This is a genomic window from Aliirhizobium wenxiniae, from assembly GCF_019511445.1.
Classification (GTDB): Bacteria; Pseudomonadota; Alphaproteobacteria; order Rhizobiales; family Rhizobiaceae; genus Neorhizobium; species Neorhizobium wenxiniae_A.
Window position 1 is genome coordinate 224,977 of record NZ_JAEUAN010000001.1, and the last position, 21,138, is coordinate 246,114.

The window sequence follows — 21,138 nt, forward strand, 5'->3', positions numbered from 1 at the left end:
GCGTGAACGTTATGCGCAAAGTTGCTAATCTGGCAACGGTCAGTTGCCAGACGGGGAGGGCTTCAGAGGATATGCGTGCCGTTGACCGGGGATGGGGTCTTGACGGGCGCGAGTGTTGCGGATGCAATTGCCTCGTCGGTATTACTGTCATGGGCGCGCCTGATACAGTTGCGGCCATCACGCTTGGCTTCGTAGAGGGCGAAGTCTGCGCGCAGCAGCATGTCGGGCAGGCGGTCTCCGGAGCCGGCGGCGCAGATGCCGAAGCTCGCCGTCATCCGCCCTTGTCGCAGCGGCGGCACGGTGGTCGCAGCCAAGGTCGTGCGCAACCGTTCAGCGATTGCTTCCGCCTCGTCGAGGGAGGTACGGGGCAGAAGGATACAGAATTCCTCGCCGCCGATACGGGCTGCCAGATCATAGGAGCGCAGGCAGGTTCTGACGATTTCCCCTGTTGCCACCAGAACCCGGTCGCCGGTCTCGTGACCGTGTCCGTCATTGATGCCCTTGAACCGGTCGAGGTCCAGCACGATGATCGACAACGGCTCTCCCTGCCGTTCGGCGCGCGCCAGCTCTTCGGCCGCGCGTTCGTTAAGCCAGCGACGGTTTCCGAGGCCGGTTAAGAGGTCGGTCATGGCCTGATGGCGCAGCTTGGTCATCAGGGCTTCTGTTTCTGCGACCATATCCGTCACAGTCGCTGCCAGAAGGCCGATCTCATCCTTGCTGGTCACCTGGATGCGCACCGGTGTGCCGTTCGCACGGTAATTCTTAATGGCATATGCCAACTGGCGTAAGGGGCGAATCATCCACCAAAGGCTCAAGAGACATATGGTCGTTCCGGCCACGGTTGCGCCAAGAAGCAGAAGCAGGACAGGCTCGGCCTTGGCCGCGTATCCTCCCGCCAGATAGACGATGAATACCAGGAGCGGCACATGGACGGATACGAAGCAGATTGCGAAGACCTTGATGGTAAGGGAGGTTTGCACCATCCGGGTCAGCCTCGAAGACATCGGAATCATTCCGAGCTTTCCTCCTCTGGAAATTGGATTCGAGTGCAAGCTAGAAACCCGCCTTTGAAGTTCAAGTTAACCAAATCGTTAAAATGCAATCATTCACAGTCCTTGTTTTATTGTGATACATGATCGGCATTTCTGTAAATGAAAGGAACTGTGGGCCGGCGGATTAACCATAGGTCAAGAACTTGATTTAATTTCGTATCAGGTCATTTTCGCACCATGTTGGGTCAGTATTCATGGGCCGCAGTAACGAGGGGGAGCAGATGCTTCTAATCCGGCGGATCATGGCGTTCGTGTTCATGGCAGGCGCCTTTCTTTCAATCGGCCGCACGGCAGAGGCCGGCTATGCGCATTACATCTACGATGTGCAGAGCGGAAAGGTTCTGGCGTCCCAGAATGCCGAGACCCTCAATCACCCGGCTTCGCTGACCAAGATGATGACGCTCTACCTCACCTTCGAGGCATTGCGCACCGGCCGCATTCGCTGGGACGACAAGATCGTGATGACCCGCAATGCGGCGTCGAAAATTCCCTTCAAGCTCGGCGTGCCTGCGGGCCAGACGATCACCGTGCGCGAGGCGGTTTATGGCATGGCGATCCGCTCCGCCAATGACGCTGCCGCCGCCATGGGCGATCATCTTGGCGGTTCCGAACAGCGTTTCGGCGTGCTGATGACGAAAAAGGCGCGCCAGCTCGGCATGCGCAACACCGTGTTCCGCAATGCATCCGGTCTTCCCGACAAGGCGCAGATCACGACTGCGCGCGACATGGCGGTGATGGCGATGTCGCTGATCCGCGACTATCCTCGGGAATACAAGATCTTTTCGCAGCGCTCCTTCAGCTTTCGCGGGCGCACGATCAAGGGGCATAACAACCTGATGTATCGCTATCCGGGCATGGATGGGATCAAGACGGGCTTCGTCAACGCTTCGGGATATAATCTTGCCAGTGCGGTGGTGATCAACGGGCGGCGTTATATCGGTGTCGTGCTCGGCGGCAAGACGGCGCGCCAGCGCGATAACCGCATGGCCGAACTGCTCGATCAGGCCGTTCCGGGTAGCGGTCTGTCCGGCGTGGCTGTTGCAACTTCGGGCCAGCAGAAACGCCCGGGCGAGGGCGTTGCCGCATTCGCATCCAATGCACCGATCCCGCGGCCGCGAACGGAGACCATTATCGGCGGAACAAGGGCGAGCGTTGCGAGCGTGACGCCTTATGCAACTGTTCCGCAGGCTGCACCGGTGCAGAATATGATCCAGCAGGGTGGGCCGCTTTGGGATATTCAGATCGCTGCCGCAGGAAGCCAGGCGGCGGCCACGGGTGCGCTTAATTCCGCCCTGCCGCTGCTTGCCGATTTCGGCCAGATCGCCCCGAGCGTTCAGGGATCAAGCTCGGGTGGCCGTGAAATCTTTCGCGCACGTTTGACGGGGTTTGCCGATCGTGACAGTGCGACGAAGGCATGCTCTTTGTTGCAGACGCGATCGATCGACTGCTTCGTCGTGCGCTAAACGTCATTCCACGCGTTCGTGCGGGTAGACGCCCCATAGATCCGCTTGGGAGACGTAACCTGACAGGCGGCGGGTCTGCAGGGACACGTTGCACCAGGAGCCATCGCAGTTGCTGATATTCAGCCGCACCGACGGAGCGAGTTTTGCAATGACCGCTGCCGATGAGCGGGGTTCGTTGTGCAGCCTGACCGACTTTGCCATCCAGGGGCCGACGACTGCCGTGCGCCGACCGGACAGGAGAGGGGCGAACATCCAGCCGCTGGTTCCGTCCGCATCCCTGACCTGTCGCCAGTTGCCGAATTCCTCGATGATTTCGAGTGGCAATCCACGCGCCGAATAGACCCAGTTCGTCGCATAGTCGGTCGATGGGCCGACGCGCATATGGGCGTTGGCGGACTTGATGGAAACAAAGCGGGGGACAGGATACCCCGTCACCCTGCCGGTCCTGAAGCCGGCGCCAAGGCTGGCGGCGGCGCTTGCCGACTGGATTTTAGCCGACTGGTCTTCGCTGGCTTCTATCCGGGCTGCGAGCGGCAGGCCGAGCGCAGCCGCGAGCATGACGGCGACGAAGCGTTGCCGAGTTCTTGTCCGTGTCATCTCAGGATGCGGCTCCGTTTCGCTGCTGCTCAGGCTGCTGAGATCAGCGGCACTTGCTCACTTCCTGCAGCGCGGCAGTCACTCCGCTCAGCGAATAGGTGTAGTTGGTGTTCGTGCCACGGCCGGAGGTCGCCTGTACCGTCATCCGGCTGCCGCCGCGCATTGCGCTTACCAGCGCCGGCTCGCGGCTCTGGTCACGCACCCAGGCGGTGTTTTCGCGCGGTGCAAGATCGAACTGCTGATTATCGACGGCAACCTTGACATCGGAGCCCTGCCTCAAGGCGTAACCCATGATCGCCTGGGGCATATAGGCCTGGCCCTGCGGCGAGATCAGGAAGAAATTATCGCCGTGATTGACGCTTGCAGGCGCGGAGCTGGTTGGAACGGAAAGGGCATAGCAGCTCTTTTGGCCATTATTGCTGTAGGAATAAACGCCCCACGCTTCGAACTGCTTGATCCGGGTGGGCTGCTGTGCTGTGGCGGCGGCAGCCGAGACGAGGGTGAGGGCGAGTGCAAGAGCTGCAGATTTGGTGCGCATGATATCTCCACAAAAAACGCGAACAGACCCGGGAGATGGGCCTTGAGCAAACTGAAAGGCCATAGAAGGCCGGCACAGTTAGCGAGAGGTTAATTTGTGTGTCAATTCGATGATGGCGACAGTCACAAAGGGGTGACTGCGGTTTGAGTGGATGGCTGCAATATCCTGTTTTTAATAGAGAAATTGACGATATCCAGATTGAGGCAGGAATTTCCCAAGCTGCAGGCTCCAGCCATTGTGATGGCAATCAGGAGCCTTTGACATAGGCCGTGAAACGCGGACGGGTGAATGCGTTTTCCGAATAGGTAACGGTGCCAAAACCGAAAAGTGCCGCGAGCGCGGTATATTGCGTTACGCCCTCGACGAAGATCACGGAGTCGCCGGAAGGGATTGTCGGCAAAGACGTCGCATCCAGCTTCTGCTCCGCGAGCAAAGCCGTGGTTCCCGCCTTTTTGGTCCAATCGACCGTGTATTTTCCATCTTTCCAGATGACGCTTGTCACGCGCAGGGCGTTGGGCATGGACTTGTCTGCCTGCAGCGCGGCAAAGGCGCCATAGGTCTTGCCGAAAAGGGCGTCATCCATCGTCATCTGGCGCGCGACGATATCGGCCACGATGCCATTGGCCTCGACGATGCGGTTATAGGAGCGCAGCAAATCGTAAAGTGTGGCGCCACCGAGAAACAGAAGCACGATGATCGGAACGGTCAGGGCGAATTCGATGCCGGATGTGCCGGCCGTGTTCGACAGGAGACGCTTGGCGGGAGACTGTCTGGTCATGTCGGCTCGTTGACGAATGCGAAGCTGGAAGTGAGGCGCATGGCGCCGGTATTGTCCTTCGGGACAGAAAGACCATAACCGATGCCGGGTGTCATCGGATCGACGACAAAGCAGGCACGCGCGAAGACGAGTTGCGAGGCCTTGCCGGACTGGTAGGTGGTGACGGGATCGATCGCCACACTTCGATCGACACAAGGCGTATCCGTGGCCGGGAAGTCCGACGCGGTGTCGATCGGCGTCAGTTCGAGCCGCAGCGCTTTTTCACAATTGGCCAGGATGAAGGATTCCGCGCAGACCTTCTGCTTGTACTGGGTGTAGGTCATCGATGTCGAGCCTATCTGCACGGCGCGCGAGGCGCGGCTCAGGCCACGGTCGAGCATGATCGATTGCGTCATGATCCATCCGGCCTCAAGCACGGAAAACAAGAGGGCGAGGACCAGCGGGGCGAGCAGTGCAAACTCGACGGCGGCGCTACCGCTTTGATCCATTCGATGATGGCGAAGACTGCTGATCACTGGGTCAGCCTCAGCTTCTTGATCGAGATGGAGATCGACCTGAAGGCATCGGTGATGTTCGAGCCGGAGGTCGGATAATAATGGGCGGGGCTGGTGGCGCAGTTGGTCATCTGCGTCGTTGCATTGCCGCTCACTTCAAAGCCGATGGTGAAGATCATGATGCCTTTCGACTTGGCCATGGTGCAGACATTGGCGAGACGCGTGGCGTTGGTCGAAGAGGAGGATATTTCCTTGTTGTCCGGTTTCTGTGTTACTGGGCGGCTATAGTCCTTCGGGCGAAACTGTTCGGTAATCGCCCCGTCCGTCATCAGCACGATGACCTTCATCGTATCCGCATCGTTGAAGGCTGCGGGACGATCGGCAAACTTGCTGTCCATCTTGCCTGCCGCAAGAGCCGCTGAAAAGACGGTCTTGGCTGCAGGATTGAGCAGCGTATAGCCCCATTGCATGGCGTTCTGCGTGCCGGTGCCGTCATGCATTTCCAGCGCGTCGATCTTCTCCTTCAATGCCTTTGCATCGTTGGAAAGGTAGGTGATCGAGGTGCTTTCCATCGGGCACCACCAGGGGCGCATATCGGTTCTGCCGAAATTCCAGTGGGTAAAATGCGGCACCTGAGCGGCATTCTTGAAGACCATCGGATCGGCGCCATAGGCCGCATTCGTCTCCCCCAGTTCGAAGCAGGAGGAATTGGAGTGGTCGCGTTTACCGCCCAGCTTGTCGAATACCGCCGCGCCGACATTCACATGGCCGGCATAGGGGACGATGCTGACCGTCGTGTAGTCCTTGGTTTCGTCGGTCACCATCTGGTCGATGAAGGTCTTTGCCGCCGTTCTCAGGTTCTTGATGCGGTTGTTGTTGATCATCGAGCCGGACATATCGAGCATTAGGGACATCTCGATATTCTGCTTGGCTTCCTGCGCGGTCGAAACGGCGTTGATCGTCAGCTTCTCGACGCCGACAAGCTTGATAAAGGACGTGTCGATCGTGTAGCTGGCCGAGGCTTTGACGATGCGCTGATTGACACTGTTCTGCCGCTCGAAATTGAGAGTCACATCATTGGCGTAGCTCAGGTTCTTCAAGTAGTCCTGGAGGACGGCCTTGGCCTCACGGGTCTGGGTCAGCGAGGCGGCTGCGAGCACACCCCGGTCGAGACCGTCCTGAAGCTCGACGCGGATCGTCTCATAGCGGGCGACATCAACACCTGCGCCGCCCAGTGCGATCAGCGGCACCATGGCCAGGCCGAACAGCATGCCCACGTTTCCACGCGTATCCGCACGGAAAGCCTTTAACCGCCCCAATATCATGAATGCCCCCAATAAATCTTGGGGGATATTCGCGTCCGATAATTTACGATCTCATGAATAGCGTCTCAGCTGCACAGCCAAATATCGAGGCGTGGTTTCCGGTGCGTTACTGAATATTAGTCTTAATATATATCCGCAATCAGTGTCATATTTCTGTGTTGCCGCTCCTTGCGCTGTTCCATTGTGCAAACTCCTTCATCAGCCCCTCGAAGGCATCGAGCGGGGGAAATTCCGGATAGAAGTGCACCGCGCCGGTTTGCGCCCAGGGGAATTTCGTCGACGTATAGGTTTCGACGAAGGGGGCAAACCATGAGGCATCGTCAAGCATTGTCGGGCGCAGGTTGACGAAGAAGTCCATGCCGACCATGCGGGTGAAGATCCAGCTCTTGCAGCGCGGGCAGTGGTAGTGGTGGATATCATCGCCATGGATGCCACCGATCACCGGTTCGCCGGAGGTCACTTCGAAGCCGGCGGTGGGAATGGCGGCCGAGCAGGAGAAGGCGCTGGCGCTCATCTTCTGGCAGCCCTTGCAGTGACAGGCCATGGTGATCATCGGCGGTGCGCTGACTTTTACACGCACCTCACCGCAGCGGCAGGAGCCTTCGGCGGGCAGTTTCATCTGTGGCATTGCTATCTCCTCCATCATCGATGAAGGAGATAGCGCATTGCGGTCGCCAAGTCAGGTATTCTCAGAGGATGTCAGGCGGGGCGTTTCGGGATTTCCAGGCCACGCTGCACGGCCGGGCGGGAAAGGCCGCGTTCCAGCCATTTCGGCACGTTCTTCAGTTCGTCATAAGCGATGAGTTCGCCTGCGCCATAAAAGCCGATCAGGTTGCGCACCCAGCCGAGCATGGAAATGTCGGCGATCGTGTGTTCGTCGCCCATGATCCAGTCACGGCCTTGAAGCCTGGTTTCCAGCACGCGGATCAGGCGGGCGCTCTCCTTGGCGTAACGGTCGCGCGGGCGCTTGTCCTCAAAATCCTTGCCGGCGAATTTGTGGAAGAAGCCGAGCTGGCCGAACATCGGGCCGATGCCGCCCATCTGGAACATCACCCACTGGATCGTCTCGTAGCGTTTTGCCGGATCTGCAGGCAGAAGCTTGCCGGTCTTTTCCGCCAGATAGATCAGGATCGCGCCGCTTTCGAAAAGCGCGAGAGGTTTGTCGCCTGGGCCATTCGGATCGAGGATGGCCGGGATCTTGCCGTTGGGATTGAGCGACAGATATTCTGGCCCCCAAGTCTCGTCGGCACCGATATTGATGAAATGCGGCTCGTAGGGGAGGCCGGTTTCCTCCAGCATGATCGACACTTTCACGCCGTTCGGCGTGGGCGTCGAATAGAGCTGCAGGACGCCCTTATCCTTCGGCGGCCATTTGCTGGTGATCGGAAAGGCGGAAAGATCGGTCATGGAAGCCTCGTTTGGATTTTTCAGGAGGCCAGTCTGTTCCTATTCGGATTGGCGGCGCAAGCCCAGTCTGCCCCTCATCCGCCTGCCGGCACCTTCTCCCCGCTCGCTGGAAGAGGGTTAGGGTGAGGGGCTGATGGCGTTGCCACCGCGCTTGTTGCGGCGAATGACGTCTTCTGCAGAAACCACGACGAACTCTTTTTCATCGGCAGTCAGGCCGGCCCTCAGCTGCTGAAGCAACACCCGGCTCTGCTCGGGCGAAATCTCGATCTTGTCATTTCGTTGCGTCATGATGATCGCTTCCTTGCTGGCATTATCCTCTCAGATATTGCCAATAAATGCGACGCCAAGTTTTTCTGATGCACGCTGTCGGATCGGCGGTTACCTTCTCGTCTTTAAAGGGAGAAGGAGAGAAACATGCTGTATGCCATCCTGTGTTATGCCCATGAGGAAACCGTCTTTGCCTGGTCGAAGGAAGAGGAGGCTGCCGTCATGGAGAGGCTTCACGCTGTGCAGGAGCCGCTGGCCAAGGCCGGAAAGCTCGGCCCGGTCGGGCGACTGATGCCGACGACGGCTGCAACCACTGTCCGGAAGGGCAAGGACGAGCCATTGGTGCTCGACGGTCCGTTTGCCGAAACGAAGGAAGTGCTGCTCGGCTTTTACACGGCAGAGTTCGACAGTCTCGATGAGGCGGTGGCCTTTTCGAAAGAATTGTCCGCGGTCAATCCCGGCTCGAGTTCCTATGAGATTCGGCCCTTCTACGTCTTCCATCCCAACGAGATCAAAGCGGCGGAAGGCGGATCGTCATGACGGATCTTGCCTATATCGAACTGGCACTGACGGCGGCGCGGCCGCAGGCGCTGGGTGCGCTTTTGCGCTATTTCCGTGATCTCGATACGGCGGAGGAAGCGTTTCAGGAAGCCTGCCTTCGCGCGATCCGCACATGGCCCGACAAGGGGCCGCCGCGCGATCCCGCCGCATGGCTGATCTTTGTCGGGCGCAATAGCGGTGTCGACCAGATCCGCAAGCGGGCGAGGAACGAGCCGCTGCCGGAAGAGGCGGCGTTTTCCGATCTCTCCGATGCCGAAGAGGATATCGCCGACCGGCTCGACAATGCGCATTACCGCGACGACATCCTGCGGCTTATGTTCATCTGTTGCCATCCTGACTTGCCCAATACGCAGCAGATCGCGCTTGCGCTCCGGATCGTCTCGGGGCTGACCGTGCAGCAGATCGCCCGCGCCTTTCTCGTCTCCGACAGCGCGATGGAACAGCGGATTACCCGCGCCAAGGGGCGTGTCGCCAAGGCCGGTGTCGCTTTCGAAACCCCGGATGTCCATGAACGCGCCGAGCGGCTCAAGACCGTCACTGCGATGATCTATCTCGTCTTCAACGAGGGATATTCTGCCGGCATTGCCAATCCGGACAGTGCCGCCTTTTGCGATGAGGCGATAAGGCTTGTCCGGCTGCTGCTGCGCATCTTTCCGGCAGAACCGGAGATCATGGGGCTTACGGCGCTGATGCTGCTGCAGCATTCGCGGGCGGGGGCGCGGTTCGACAAGGTAGGCCAGATAGTTCTTCTCGAAGATCAAGACCGCAGCCTGTGGGACAGGCGGCTGATCTCTGAAGCGCTCGCCATGCTCGACAAGGCGATCCGCCATCGCAAGCCCGGACCCTATCAGGTGCAGGCGGCAATTTCTGCTCTGCATGCGCGCGCAAGCCACCCGGACGAGACCGACTGGGGCGAGATCACGCTGCTTTACGAACTTCTGGAAAAGCTTGCGCCATCACCCGTCGTCACGCTCAACCGGGCCGTTGCCCTATCCAAGCTCAAGGGGCCGGATGCGGCGCTGGACCTGATCGCACCGCTTGCGGAGAAGCTTGACGGCTACTTCTATTTCCACGGCGTGCGCGGCGCATTGCTGATGCAGACCGGCAGGCGCGGGGAGGCGAAGATCGCCTTCGACCGGGCGATCACGCTCGCCAATTCGCCCGCCGAATGCGCTCATATCCGCCAGCAACTGGACAAGCTGAACATGCCGATGGCTCAGACCGTCTAGTCAGTGCCGATATAACCGCCGGTCTGGCGTTTCCAGAGCCGCGCATAAAGCCCGTTCGCGGCCAGCAGCTCGTCCGGCGTGCCGGTTTCGACAATCCGGCCTTTGTCCAGAACGACGATGCGATCCATGCTGGCAATGGTGGATAGCCGATGAGCAATGGCGATCACCGTCTTGTCCTGCATCACCTGTGTGAGGTTTTCCTGGATCGCGGCTTCGGATTCGCTGTCGAGCGCCGATGTCGCTTCGTCGAGCACGAGGATTGGGGCGTTCTTCAAGAGCACGCGGGCGATAGCGATGCGCTGGCGTTGGCCGCCGGACAGTTTGACGCCGCGATCGCCGACATAGGCGTCGTAACCGGTGCGGCCTTCCTTGTCTTTCAGGTCGGCGATGAAATCATGCGCATGGGCGGCGGCGGTTGCCTGTTCGATCTCTTCAGCCGTCGCGTCCGGGCGGCCGTAACGGATGTTGTCGCCGACAGAGCGATGCAGCAGCGAGACATCCTGCGAGATGACGCCGATATTTTCGCGCAGACTGGACTGCGTGACCTGCCTGATATCCTGTCCGTCGATGCGGATCGCGCCGGCTTTCACGTCGTAGAGGCGCAAGAGCAGGTTGACCAGTGTCGTCTTGCCCGCGCCGGAAAGGCCCACCAGCCCGACCTTTTCTCCGGCCCCTATATCAAGGCTCAAACCTTCGATCACCGGCTTGTCCTTGTGATAGGCGAAGCCGAGCCCGTCGAGGCGGATTTCGCCGTCCTTCACCGCAAGTCTCGGTGCATCCGGGGCATCGACGATAGTCGGCGGGGTAGTCATCACCGGCATGGCGTCGCGCAGCGTGCCGACCGCTTGAAAAACTTGGTGGCACATGTCGAGAAAGGAGCCGCCATTGGCCTGCAGCCGATTGCCGAGATAAAGTGCGGCGATGAACTGGCCAAGCGTGATGCCGCCGCTCATCATGTTCCAGAAACCGGTTGCCAGCATGGCGATCCAGAACAGTGAATTGACGGAAATCATCGTCGTGCGGGTGATGAGATAGACGCGCCGTTCCTTCTGCTGGCTGTCGATCGTTTCGGTGAAGACCTTGCGTAGCGCCCCGGCTTCGCTGTCTTCGGCGGCAAAATGCTTGACCATCTGGATATTGGCATAGAGGTCGGTCATGGCCCCGACGACGAGGCTTCGCTGGCGCGCGGTCTTTTTTGAGCGCTCGGCGAAATGCGGCACGGCTTTGACGGTGATAAGCGTGATCGCGGCCATCCAGATGATCGCCATCAGCGCCAGCTGCCAGCCGAGCGTGCCGAGCAGAACAAGCGTGCCGATGAACTGGACGATGAAGGGCGGGATGGTCTGGAAGGCGATGCCGAGTTGTTGCTGGACTGCGGATGCCACCTGCGACAGGCGTGTCGCGACCTGTCCGGCAAACAGGTCGTGAAAGAAGGCGATGTCCTGCCGCTCCACCGCCTTGTGCCCCTGCCATTGAATGGCTGCCGGAAGGCAGACACCGGCGATCTGGGAGGCGAGTGTGTTGGCGATGAAGGCGAAGAGCGGAATGGTGGGGAAGAGAAGCACGGCCATGGTGACGAGCAGAGGCCAGTCTTCACGGACGAAATCGGCAGCACCTCTGGCGGTTACGCCATCGACAATCGTGCCGAGGCTCCAGATCAGGAAGAGGTTGATCGCCTCCACCAGCATGGCAAGGATCGCGATCGGGATGAGGATCGGTCCGAACATGCGGATGAAGTGCCAGAGCAGAGTGAAAGGGCCTTTGGCGGGAAGCGGCCTGTAGGGGATATCCAGCGGCCGAATCAAGGTCTCGAAGGGGCGGAATATGCGATCTGAAAAGGTCATGGTGGCTTGGCGCTCGATTTCGATGGACATATCGGATTGCCTGCAATGGCGCCATTCAACCACGGATCGTTTCGCGAGGGCACCCCGAAATCAGAGGGTGCAGTCAGTGTTTCGGCGGACGCAGCGTCATCGCAACCGAGATGATGTCGCCGGCGGTAATGCCGGTCTTCTTGCGCACGGCATCCTTCAGGGGCAGGAAATAGGTACCGTCCTTGGCAAAGAGCGCCGTGTAGAATTCGGTGCCGGAGATATTGACGTCCACCGGGATCATGCCCCAGCCATAGGTCACGAGCTTTGACAGGCGGGCGATTTCTTCGGCTTCATCCTTCGGCAGTGGCGCGAAGAAGAAAGGCGCGGGGCCGCGCCAGTGGATGACCTCGGCTTCGAAATGGATCGCATTCATGGACTGCCCTCCGTCACTCCCCCTCGAACCGTGAAAATTAGTGCCATCGAGCCAGAAAGCAAAACGGCCCCGCAAAGCGGAGCCGTTTCCGTATCTCAGATCATCGCCAGCTTAGAGGGCGATATCCGGAACCTTCTTGATCTCGCCGGCTGGAACGGCTGCGGCCGGCTGGCCGTAGGATGCCGGGTCGATCGTCGGGGCCTTGATCGCGAGCTGCAGGCGCTCTTCGGTCGCGACCCATTCGCGGGCCAGCATGTCCGGGTTCTCGTTGAGCTTCTTGCCGTAGCTCGGAACGATCGTGTGGATCTTTTCCTGCCATTCCGGGGTCTTCAGCTTTTCGGCAAAGACCTTCTTCAGGACGTCGAGCATGATCGGCGCTGCGGTCGAAGCGCCCGGAGACGCGCCGAGGAGAGCGGCGATCGTGCCGTCTTCAGCCGCAACGATCTCGGTGCCGAGCTTCAGCACGCCGCCCTTTTCGGCGTCCTTCTTGATGATCTGCACGCGCTGGCCGGCCTGCCAGAAGCGCCAGTCTTCGGCCTTGGCATTCGGATAGTAGCGCTTCAGTTCTGCCAGACGGTCGTCGTCGGACATCATCAGCTGGCCGGCGAGATACTGGACGAGGGCGAACTCGTCGGTGCCGACCTTGGCCATCGGCCAGATGTTGTCGAGCGTGACTGTCGAGGGCAGGTCGAAGAGCGAACCGTCTTTCAGGAACTTCGTCGAGAAGGTGGCGAAAGGTCCGAACAGGATGTGGCGCTTGCCGTCGAAGACGCGGGTGTCGAGATGCGGAACCGACATCGGCGGTGCGCCGACATCCGCCTGACCGTAGGCCTTGGCGAGGTGCTGGTTGACGATCTCCGGGTTGTCGCAGACGAGGAAGGAACCGCCGACCGGGAAGCCCGCGTAATCGTCGCCTTCCGGAATGCCGGACATCTGCAGAAGCGGCAGAGCGCCGCCGCCGGCGCCGAGGAAGACGAACTTCGCCTTGATCGAACCGGCAGAACCGCTCTTGGTATCGTCGAAGGAGACGGTCCAGGTGCCGTCTTCATTCTTCTCGATCGCGGTGACTTCTGAATTGGTGTGCAGCTTGAACGTGTTGCGGCTCTTCAGCGAGGCGACATACTGGGTGGTGATCTCGCCGAAATTGACGTCGGTGCCGAGCGGGCTCCAGGTGGCGGCGATCTTCTGGGCCGGGTCGCGGCCTTCGATCATCAGCGGAACCCACTTGGCGATCTCGGCCTGATCGGTCGAGAATTCCATGCCGGCGAACATCGGGGATGCCTTCAGCGCCTCGAAGCGCTTGGTCAGGAACTCGATGTTCTTGTCACCCCAGACGAAGCTCATATGCGGGGTGGAGTTGATGAAGGAGCGCGGGTCCTTCAAGACGCCCGTGTCGATCTGGTGGGCCAGGAACTGGCGGGTGATCTGGAACTGCTCGTTGATGCCGACGGCGCGCGCGATCGCAACATTGCCGTTCGAATCTTCCGGCGTGTAGTTCAGTTCGGCGAGAGCCGAGTGGCCGGTGCCGGCATTGTTCCAGCCGTTGGAGCTTTCCATCGCGACGTCATCCAGACGCTCGATCATCTCGATCTTCCAGGTCGGCTCAAGCTCGGACAGCAGGACACCGAGCGTGGCGCTCATGATGCCGCCACCGACGAGAAGGACGTCAACCGTGTCGCTGGAGGTGGTCTGTGCCCATGCCGGGATCGCTGTCGTGCCGACGACGGCCGCGCCACCGGCTGCGGAACCGAGAAGCTGACGGCGGCTCAGGTTAAGGCCGCTTGCGGAGGACGTGGAAGGGGTGTTCTTGCTGGAAGGCAACGGAAACCTCAAAAACTGTTTGTTGCTCCTCCCGCCGCGGTGATTAAGCGAAATATGTTTTAGCGACAAGTCCCTCTTGCGGCATTTTGTCAGGATGACAGCGTGTCGCGGCACAAAATGCCGAAAAACATGACTAAAAAAATCTTGTTTTGATTTCGACGCGTGGATATAGGGCGCTGGCGCAGTCTCGCGCCACCAAATCAGGAAACACCCTCGTGACCGCCTTCAAGACTATCCTGGCCGCTTCCGGCCTGTGCACGGCCCTTGCCCTTCTTGCTGCGAACCCGGCGCATGCCGCAACGAAATATCCGCTGACGATCGACAATTGCGGCGCATCCGTCACCTTCGAAAAGGCTCCGGAGCGAGCAGTCGGCCTCGGCCAGAACAGCGCGGAAATCCTGCTGCTGCTCGGCCTTGAAGACAAGATGGTCGGCACGGCCTTCTGGCCGAGCAAGGTTCTGCCGCAGCTGGAAGCCGCCAATGCCAAGGTGAAGCTGCTCACCGTCGAGTTCCCGACTTTCGAGAGCATTCTGGCGCAGAACCCGGATTTCGTCGCAGCCGCCCTGCCGAGCCTGATCGGCCCGACCAGCAAGGTCGCCAAGCGCGAGGATTTCGACAAGGTCGGCGTGCCGTCCTACATTTCGCCCAGCACCTGCCTTTCCACCGAAAAGGTGAAGAACGAATATGGCAGTCGCGAGCAGCTGTGGAACATGGACCTGCTCTACAAGGAGATCTCCGAGCTTTCGCAGATTTTTGACGTTGCCGATCGCGGTCAGTCGCTGATCGACGATTTCAAGAAGCGTGAGGCGGCGCTGCGTGCCAGCGTTTCCGCTGACGGCAAGAAACTCTCCTACGTATTCTGGTTCTCCAGCCCGTCGCCGACTGCTGACGCCTATCTCGGCGGCAAGAACGGTGCCTCCGGTTTCATCGCCGACGTGCTCGGCGGCGAAAGCGCGATCAAGACCGAAGCGGAATGGCCGACGCTCGGATGGGAAAGCATCATTGCTACCAATCCCGACGTCATCGTCGTCGCCAATCTTGACCGCAACCGCTGGGAACTCGACAAGCCGGAAGCCAAGATCAAGTTCCTGACCACCGATCCGGCCGTCAGCCAGATCACGGCCGTCAAGAACAAGGCGCTGGTCGTCATGGACGGGCAGGCGATGAACCCGACCGTGCGCACCATCTACGGCGCCGAGCAGGTGGGCGAACAGCTCAAGGCACTCGGTCTCCTGAAGTGAGCGGCATGGCCCATCCGACTTGGTCGCGGAGCCGGCAGCTTGCGGTCTTTATCGGCCTGCTCGCTGCGTCGCTTGCCGCCATCGCGCTCGTCGTCGGCGTGAGCGTTGGGATCGGCGATCTGCCGATCCCGCTATCGACCACCTATGCGGCGATCAGCAACCGGCTGGGCTGGACGGCGATCGAGCTCAACCGCATCCATGAGACGGTGATCTGGGATTACCGTTTGAGCCGTGCGCTGGTCGCCGCCTTCTGCGGTGCGGGGCTGGCGTTGTCGGGCGCGATCATGCAATCGCTGTTGCGCAACCCGCTGGCCGAGCCCTATGTGCTCGGCATTTCTGCGGGGGCTTCGACAGGGGCTGTGGCAATCGTCATCCTCGGGCTTGGGGCAGGGACGGTATCGCTCTCTGCAGGTGCCTTTGCCGGCGCCTTTGCGGCCTTCTTCTTCGTGGCGCTTCTGTCCAACGGAACACGAGGGGGGGCGGATCGCACCATCCTTGCCGGCGTTGCCGCCTCGCAGCTGTTCAATGCCGCGACCTCCTATATCGTCACCACATCCGGCAATGCGCAGCAGGCGCGTGACGTGATGTTCTGGCTGCTCGGCAGCTTTGGCGGCGTGCGCTGGCCGGAATTCATGCTGGTGTCTGTCGTGGTCGGCTTCGGGCTGGTCATCTGTCTCTGTTATGCGCGGGTGCTGGACGCCTTTGCCTTCGGCGACGAGGCGGCGGCCTCGCTCGGCGTCAATGTCGGGGCCGCGCGGATCGCACTGTTTGCGCTGACGGCCGTGATGACCGCGACCGTGGTCAGCATGGTCGGAACGATCGGTTTCGTCGGGCTTGTCGTGCCTCATGCGGCGCGGTTCATCGTCGGGCCGTTGCACGTGAGACTCTTGCCGGCTTGTGCCATCGTCGGGGCGATCTTCATGGTGCTTGCCGATATTGCCTCGCGGGCGCTGATCCCGCAGCAGGTTTTGCCGATCGGGGTGGTGACCGCGCTTGTCGGCGTGCCGTTCTTCTCCGTCATCCTCTACCGGTTCCAGAGGGCGTCATGAGCATCAGGGCTGAAAACCTCACCTGGAAGATAGGCCGCAAGACCATTCTTGACGGTGTGTCCTTTGTCGCCGAGCCGGGGCAGATGCTTGGGCTGCTTGGGCCGAACGGCTCCGGCAAGACGTCGCTTCTGCGTTTGCTCGCGGGACTGAAAAAGCCACATTCGGGCCGGGTGACGCTGGACAATGCGGATATCCGGTCTATCGGCCGGCGCACGATGGCGCAGCGTGTCGCCTTCGTCGAACAGCATGCGACGACCAATTCCAACCTGCGCGTCATCGATGTCGTCAAGCTCGGGCGGTTTCCGCATCGCTCGATGTTCTCCGGCTGGTCCAAGACGGATGACGATGCTGTTGCCGAGGCGCTGGAACGCGCCGGGATGGTGGAAAAGCGCAACGAGCGCTGGCAGAGCCTGTCGGGCGGCGAGAAACAGCGGGCGCATATTGCCCGAGCGCTTGCGCAATCGCCGAAGGAACTGATCCTCGACGAACCGACCAACCATCTCGACATCCAGCATCAGATCAGCCTGATGCGGCTCGTCTCGGGCTTGCCGGTGACCAGTATCATTGCGCTTCATGACCTCAATCATGCAGCCATGTTCTGCGACCGGCTGATCGTGATGCAGAAGGGACAGATCGTCGCCGCCGGCGCGCCGGAGGAGATTGTCACCGAGGACTTGCTGCGGGACGTGTTTTCGGTCGAGGCCCGGGTGGAGACCTCGCCGCATCACGCGCGGCCGCACATCCATTATCTGCGATAATCCTCAAGGCCGGCGAGAAAATTTGCCGGCCTTGTCGGTTTTCCGTTTCGTCTTTCGTCCTAGGTTCACCATCCAATGCGATGCTGACGAAAACGGGAGACAGGACATGAGCGACGCCACCTACAAGCTGCAGATCATCCGTGAATTCGACGTATCCGCAGAAAAGCTGTTCAAGGTGTGGACGACGCCGGAACGGTTCGGCGAATGGTTCTGCCCGCTGCCGTGGAAGGTCACCGAGGCACGCTCCGATCTGCGTCCCGGCGGCGAGAGCTTTGTCCTGATGGAAGGCCCGAACGGTGAAAAGATCCCCAATCCGGGTGTCTATCTGGAAATCGTTCCGGGCAGGAAGCTGGTGTTCACCGACGCCTTTACCGTGGGATGGGTGCCGTCGGAAAAGCCGTTCATGACCGGCATCCTCGAATTCGAGGATCTCGGTGGCGGGCGCTCGCGCTACACGGCGACGGCGGTTCACTGGAACGAGGAATACATGAAGGCGCATCAGGAGATGGGCTTCGAGGAAGGCTGGGGCATCGTTGCCGAGCAGATGGCCGGTGTGGCGAAGACGTTCTGAGTTTTCCTGAGTCTTCGCAAGGGGTTGCGGTGGCGGGTTGATGATCCGATTCATCTTGCTGACGCGGCGCATCAACTCTTCCGTGGTCATCGATTTTATCGAACGATCAGTTCGATCGTTTGCGGTTTGCGCTCGGGGCGCAGGCTCTCTATCTCATGGTCAAGGATCACAGGAACCCATGCGATGGAACTCGGGCTTCATACATTCGGCGACATGGATGCAAACGCTCCCGACAAGGGAGCGGAAGGCGCAAGGCGACTGAAGAACCTCCTGGAGGAGATCGAGCTTGCCGATCAGGTGGGGCTCGACGTTTTCGGGCTCGGCGAGCATCACCGGCCGGATTACGTCATTTCCTCGCCCGCCATGGTGCTTTCCGCGGCGGCGTCGCGGACGAAGAGGATCAGGCTGACAAGCGCGGTGACCGTGCTGAGCTCGGACGATCCTGTGCGGGTGTTCCAGCAGTTTTCGACGCTCGACCTGATTTCCGGCGGACGCGCGGAGATCATGGCGGGGCGCGGGTCGTTCATCGAATCCTTCCCGCTGTTCGGGCAGGATCTCGGTGATTATGATGAGCTGTTTTCCGAAAAGCTCGACCTGCTTCTCAAGCTTCGCGATGAGGAGGTGGTGACATGGCAGGCACGGGGGCAGGGTAAGATACGGCCCTCGATCAACGGGCGAGGCGTCTATCCGCGGCCGCTGCAGGATCCGCTGCCTCTCTGGATCGCGGTCGGCGGAACGCCGCAGTCGGTCATTCGCGCCGGGTCGCTCGGCCTGCCGCTGGCGATCGCCATCATCGGCGGCGAATATCCGCGTTTCAAGCCGTTTGCCGATCTCTATCGTGAAGCGGGCGAAAATGCGGGGCATGATCCCGAAAAGCTCAAGACCAGCATCAACGTACATGGTTTCATCGCCGATACGACAGAGGTTGCGGCGGACCAGTTCTATGGGCCGCAGTCAGAAGTGATGAACCGTATCGGCCGCGAGCGCGGTTGGGGGCCGACGAGCCGGGCGCATTTCGATCAGGCACGTGGGCCTCTGGGCAATCTCTTCGTCGGCGAGCCGGAACTGGTGGCGGAAAAGATCATTACGGCCCACAGGGTGTTCAAGATGGACCGGTTCCTGCTGCAGATGGCGATAGGCCTTATGCCGCATGATCAGATCATGCGCGGTATCGAGCTTTACGGCACCAAGGTGGCGCCGATCGTCAGAAAGGAATTGACCGGATCGGCTGAGCGGGTCACATCGCAGGCAAATTAAGAACACAGACGAGGAAACGACCCGCAATGGTAATCTCCAGTGAAGACGAACTCGACAAGCTGAAAGCGATCGGCCGGCTCTGCGCCCAGGCGATGGAGACGATGGCAAAGTCGCTGGAGCCGGGGATCACCACCAAGGAACTGGACGATATCGGTCGCAAGCTGCTTGAGGATAACGGCGCGCAATCGGCGCCGGAGACCTGCTACCAGTTTCCAGGCGCGACCTGTATCAGCGTCAACGAGGAAGTGGCGCATGGCATTCCGGGCGGCCGGGTGATCAAGGCGGGCGATCTCGTGAATATCGACGTTTCTGCTGTGAAGGACGGTTTTTTCGGCGATTGCGGCGCATCCTACGCGGTGCCGCCGGTCAAACGCGAAATCGAAAAGCTCTGCCGCGACGGCAAGCGCGCGCTCTGGACCGGGTTGCAGCAGGTCAAGGCCGGCAACAAGATCGCCGGTATCGGCAACGCGATCGGCGCATTCGCCAAGAAGAACCGCTACACGCTGATCACCAATCTTTCGAGCCACGGCATCGGCCTGACGCTGCATGACGAGCCGAAGGAAATTCCGACCTGGCCGGAAAAGGGTGAGCGCCGCATCATGGAAGAGGGGCTGGTCTTCACCGTCGAGCCGTTCCTGTCGATGGGTGGCACCTGGGCGGAAGACGGCGACAACGACGATCCGTGGACGCTTTACAGCGACCCGAGCGCACCGACGGTGCAATACGAGCACACGATCGTTGCGACCAAGAACGGTCCGCTGATTCTCACACTTGTAAACTGATAGGGATTGGCTTCGGTCGCGGCACAAGCTGCGACCGGGATGGCGTCAGCGGACGCAGGTCTCCGCCGCCGCGCGGTTGGCGGCCTCGATGGCGCAATAAAATGCGTCGGCGCGTTCTTCTCCGAGATGGTCGATCGCCTTGCGTGCGTGCACGCGGGCGGCACTTTCCATCAGTTGAGCGAATGCGGCATTGCCGATCAGGTCCGCCTTGCGCAGCTGCGCGATCAGCGGGTCCACCAGCACTTCCGATACGGTCAGGTCACGATCCATTTTGCGCCTCCCGTCTGTTGATTTGGCACGGGACAGACCATGACGGGCATTCGTGTCAACAACAAGACAAATGACGCCCTGCAACGCACCAATTCGTTACTGCACCCGCTTTCCCGATGGAAACATTCAAATTATTCCCGTTGCGATGAATTTTGCTGATTTGTGCGGCGGATGTCGCCCTGACATAAGCAGAGCATGGACATGACCTCTCGCGTAAATCTTCCCCTTGTCGGCCTTTCCGGGGCGATCGCCATGGCAGCCGCCATGGGCTTTGGCCGTTTCTTCTATACACCGGTATTGCCGGGCATGATTGCCGGCATTCCGATCTCGTCGGCGGGTGCAGGTTATATCGCAGCCGGCAATTTTGCCGGATATCTGGCAGGGGCAATCCTTGCAGGGCAGGGCTGGGCCGCCGGCCGCGAAAGGATGATCGCGCTTTCCTCGCTTCTGGCCACCGCGGTGCTTCTGGCGGCCATGGCGCTCACCACATCTGTGCCGGCCTTCGTTGTGATCCGCTTCCTTGCAGGGCTTGCCAGTGCGCTGGCGATGATCCTGACATCCTCCATCGTTCTTCCCTATGCGCGAAATTGCGGCAGCCAAGGGCATGTCGTCAATTTCCTGCATTTTGGCGGCGTGGGCGTGGGGATAGCGCTGTCGTCGGCGCTGGCGCTGATCGTCAATACGTCTGCAGGCGATGCGGCGCATGGCTGGCGCATCAACTGGCTGGCCGGTGCGGCGATCACGCTTGCGGCTGTGCTTCTGGTGAAATGGATGCTGCCACGGCCGCATGGTGTGACGGAACGAAAGGTGGAGCCGAAGCTCGAATGGAAACTGCCGCTCGTGCTGTTGACCACATCCTACGGGCTGTTCGGCTTCGGTTACGTGATTACCGCAACATTTCTCGTGACGATCGCCCGGCAGGGCGATGCGGGAGCAACCATCGAATTCCTAGCATGGTTCGTCACCGGCTGTGCGGCCGCCGTTTCGCTTCTCGCCTGGCATCCGCTGGCGATCCGCATCGGACTTTCCAGATCCTATATGGTGGCGATGACAGTGCTCGCCTTAGGCGTTCTCTGTTCTGTACTTCTGCCGCCGACGGCCGGTGCGCTTCTGGGCGGCCTCCTGCTCGGCGCGACCTTCATGGTGGTCACCGCCTACGGGCTTCAGCTCGGCGGCAAGCTGGCTCCGGAAAGTCCACGCAGGGCGCTTGCCTCGTTGACGGCAGCTTTCGGCACCGGCCAGATCATCGGCCCGCTCGTGGCCGGTTGGGCGGCGGAGAAAAGCGGCAGTTTCGCGCTGCCGACACTGATCGCGACAGCCGTGCTCGTCGTCTGCGTCGTGCTCGCCGCGATCGTGGCCAGACGTATTGGCTGAAGATCAACGTGGTTACAAATGCGTAACAAAGTGATGCGGCCATTGCCGCATCCACGC

The 21,138-nt window shown here is 60.3% G+C and carries 23 protein-coding genes; 10 read left to right on the plus strand and 13 right to left on the minus strand.

Going from position 1 to position 21,138, the window contains the following annotated elements:
* Window positions 1-62: 62 nt before the first annotated feature.
* Complete coding sequence (locus JNB91_RS01165; RefSeq protein ID WP_223217999.1) at window positions 63-1,004, minus strand: GGDEF domain-containing protein; 942 nt, start codon at window positions 1,002-1,004, stop codon at window positions 63-65.
* Window positions 1,005-1,273: 269 nt separating this feature from the next.
* On the opposite strand from JNB91_RS01165, the gene JNB91_RS01170 reads away from it, so the two are divergent.
* Complete coding sequence (locus JNB91_RS01170) at window positions 1,274-2,515, plus strand: D-alanyl-D-alanine carboxypeptidase (protein ID WP_220323679.1); 1,242 nt, start codon at window positions 1,274-1,276, stop codon at window positions 2,513-2,515.
* Window positions 2,516-2,518: 3 nt separating this feature from the next.
* On the opposite strand, the gene JNB91_RS01175 is transcribed toward JNB91_RS01170, so the two are convergent.
* From JNB91_RS01175 to JNB91_RS01210, 8 genes are all read right to left on the minus strand, one after another.
* Window positions 2,519-3,112, minus strand: a complete 594-nt coding sequence (locus tag JNB91_RS01175; protein WP_220323680.1) for an SH3 domain-containing protein — start codon at window positions 3,110-3,112, stop codon at window positions 2,519-2,521.
* Between the two features lie 43 nt (window positions 3,113-3,155).
* Complete coding sequence (locus JNB91_RS01180) at window positions 3,156-3,650, minus strand: invasion associated locus B family protein (protein WP_220323681.1); 495 nt, start codon at window positions 3,648-3,650, stop codon at window positions 3,156-3,158.
* A gap of 247 nt (window positions 3,651-3,897) precedes the next feature.
* Window positions 3,898-4,428 carry a hypothetical protein gene (locus tag JNB91_RS01185; RefSeq protein ID WP_220323682.1) on the minus strand — a complete coding sequence of 177 codons (531 nt, stop codon included), beginning with the start codon at window positions 4,426-4,428 and terminating at the stop codon, window positions 3,898-3,900.
* A complete protein-coding gene (locus tag JNB91_RS01190; RefSeq protein ID WP_220323683.1) occupies window positions 4,425-4,916 on the minus strand; it encodes a TadE/TadG family type IV pilus assembly protein in 492 nt (163 codons plus the stop codon). The genes JNB91_RS01185 and JNB91_RS01190 overlap by 4 nt, the downstream gene beginning before the upstream one ends.
* A 23-nt stretch (window positions 4,917-4,939) precedes the next feature.
* The gene (locus JNB91_RS01195; RefSeq protein ID WP_220323684.1) at window positions 4,940-6,193 is read right to left on the minus strand and encodes a TadE/TadG family type IV pilus assembly protein; all 1,254 of its coding nucleotides are present in this window, start codon (window positions 6,191-6,193) and stop codon (window positions 4,940-4,942) included.
* A gap of 199 nt (window positions 6,194-6,392) precedes the next feature.
* Window positions 6,393-6,875: a GFA family protein gene (locus tag JNB91_RS01200; RefSeq protein ID WP_220323685.1), complete on the minus strand. Its 483-nt coding sequence runs from the start codon at window positions 6,873-6,875 to the stop codon at window positions 6,393-6,395.
* A 71-nt stretch (window positions 6,876-6,946) separates the two neighbouring features.
* Window positions 6,947-7,654, minus strand: coding sequence for a glutathione S-transferase N-terminal domain-containing protein (locus JNB91_RS01205; protein ID WP_220323686.1), 708 nt, complete (start codon window positions 7,652-7,654; stop codon window positions 6,947-6,949).
* 117 nt (window positions 7,655-7,771) lie between these two features.
* Entirely contained in the window at window positions 7,772-7,942 is a 171-nt protein-coding gene (locus JNB91_RS01210; protein WP_220323687.1) for a hypothetical protein, read from the minus strand.
* 126 nt (window positions 7,943-8,068) lie between these two features.
* Between JNB91_RS01210 and JNB91_RS01215 the strand changes: the two genes are divergently transcribed.
* Together JNB91_RS01215 and JNB91_RS01220 are read left to right on the plus strand one after the other, a co-directional pair.
* Window positions 8,069-8,461 (plus strand): YciI family protein, encoded by a 393-nt coding sequence (locus JNB91_RS01215; protein ID WP_220323688.1) that lies wholly within the window; start codon window positions 8,069-8,071, stop codon window positions 8,459-8,461.
* On the plus strand, window positions 8,458-9,711 hold the full coding sequence (locus JNB91_RS01220; protein WP_220323689.1) for an RNA polymerase sigma factor: 1,254 nt from the start codon (window positions 8,458-8,460) through the stop codon (window positions 9,709-9,711). The genes JNB91_RS01215 and JNB91_RS01220 overlap by 4 nt, the downstream gene beginning before the upstream one ends.
* Here the strand turns inward: JNB91_RS01220 and JNB91_RS01225 are convergent.
* The 3 genes from JNB91_RS01225 to mqo all read right to left on the minus strand — a co-directional run bounded on the left by JNB91_RS01225 (window position 9,708) and on the right by mqo (window position 13,779).
* On the minus strand, window positions 9,708-11,555 hold the full coding sequence (locus JNB91_RS01225; protein ID WP_220323690.1) for an ABC transporter ATP-binding protein: 1,848 nt from the start codon (window positions 11,553-11,555) through the stop codon (window positions 9,708-9,710). The genes JNB91_RS01220 and JNB91_RS01225 overlap by 4 nt on opposite strands.
* Before the next feature lie 103 nt (window positions 11,556-11,658).
* Window positions 11,659-11,958: a DUF1905 domain-containing protein gene (locus tag JNB91_RS01230; protein ID WP_220323691.1), complete on the minus strand. Its 300-nt coding sequence runs from the start codon at window positions 11,956-11,958 to the stop codon at window positions 11,659-11,661.
* 111 nt (window positions 11,959-12,069) lie between these two features.
* A complete protein-coding gene (gene mqo / locus JNB91_RS01235) occupies window positions 12,070-13,779 on the minus strand; it encodes a malate dehydrogenase (quinone) (RefSeq protein WP_220323692.1) in 1,710 nt (569 codons plus the stop codon).
* A gap of 215 nt (window positions 13,780-13,994) precedes the next feature.
* Here mqo and JNB91_RS01240 point away from each other — a divergent pair, with 215 nt between their 5' ends.
* From JNB91_RS01240 to map, 6 genes are all read left to right on the plus strand, one after another.
* Complete coding sequence (locus JNB91_RS01240; protein ID WP_220323693.1) at window positions 13,995-15,020, plus strand: ABC transporter substrate-binding protein; 1,026 nt, start codon at window positions 13,995-13,997, stop codon at window positions 15,018-15,020.
* A gap of 5 nt (window positions 15,021-15,025) precedes the next feature.
* Entirely contained in the window at window positions 15,026-16,069 is a 1,044-nt protein-coding gene (locus JNB91_RS01245) for a FecCD family ABC transporter permease (RefSeq protein WP_220323694.1), read from the plus strand.
* On the plus strand, window positions 16,066-16,827 hold the full coding sequence (locus JNB91_RS01250) for an ABC transporter ATP-binding protein (RefSeq protein WP_220323695.1): 762 nt from the start codon (window positions 16,066-16,068) through the stop codon (window positions 16,825-16,827). Before JNB91_RS01245 ends, JNB91_RS01250 begins: the two co-directional genes overlap by 4 nt.
* Before the next feature lie 106 nt (window positions 16,828-16,933).
* The gene (locus JNB91_RS01255; RefSeq protein ID WP_220323696.1) at window positions 16,934-17,398 is read left to right on the plus strand and encodes an SRPBCC family protein; all 465 of its coding nucleotides are present in this window, start codon (window positions 16,934-16,936) and stop codon (window positions 17,396-17,398) included.
* A 183-nt stretch (window positions 17,399-17,581) separates the two neighbouring features.
* Entirely contained in the window at window positions 17,582-18,655 is a 1,074-nt protein-coding gene (locus JNB91_RS01260; RefSeq protein WP_220323697.1) for an LLM class flavin-dependent oxidoreductase, read from the plus strand.
* A gap of 26 nt (window positions 18,656-18,681) precedes the next feature.
* Complete coding sequence (gene map, locus JNB91_RS01265) at window positions 18,682-19,437, plus strand: type I methionyl aminopeptidase (RefSeq protein ID WP_220323698.1); 756 nt, start codon at window positions 18,682-18,684, stop codon at window positions 19,435-19,437.
* 45 nt (window positions 19,438-19,482) lie between these two features.
* On the opposite strand, the gene JNB91_RS01270 is transcribed toward map, so the two are convergent.
* Window positions 19,483-19,707: a hypothetical protein gene (locus JNB91_RS01270; RefSeq protein ID WP_220323699.1), complete on the minus strand. Its 225-nt coding sequence runs from the start codon at window positions 19,705-19,707 to the stop codon at window positions 19,483-19,485.
* A 201-nt stretch (window positions 19,708-19,908) separates the two neighbouring features.
* Between JNB91_RS01270 and JNB91_RS01275 the strand changes: the two genes are divergently transcribed.
* On the plus strand, window positions 19,909-21,081 hold the full coding sequence (locus tag JNB91_RS01275; RefSeq protein WP_223218001.1) for a YbfB/YjiJ family MFS transporter: 1,173 nt from the start codon (window positions 19,909-19,911) through the stop codon (window positions 21,079-21,081).
* Window positions 21,082-21,138 lie beyond the last annotated feature (57 nt).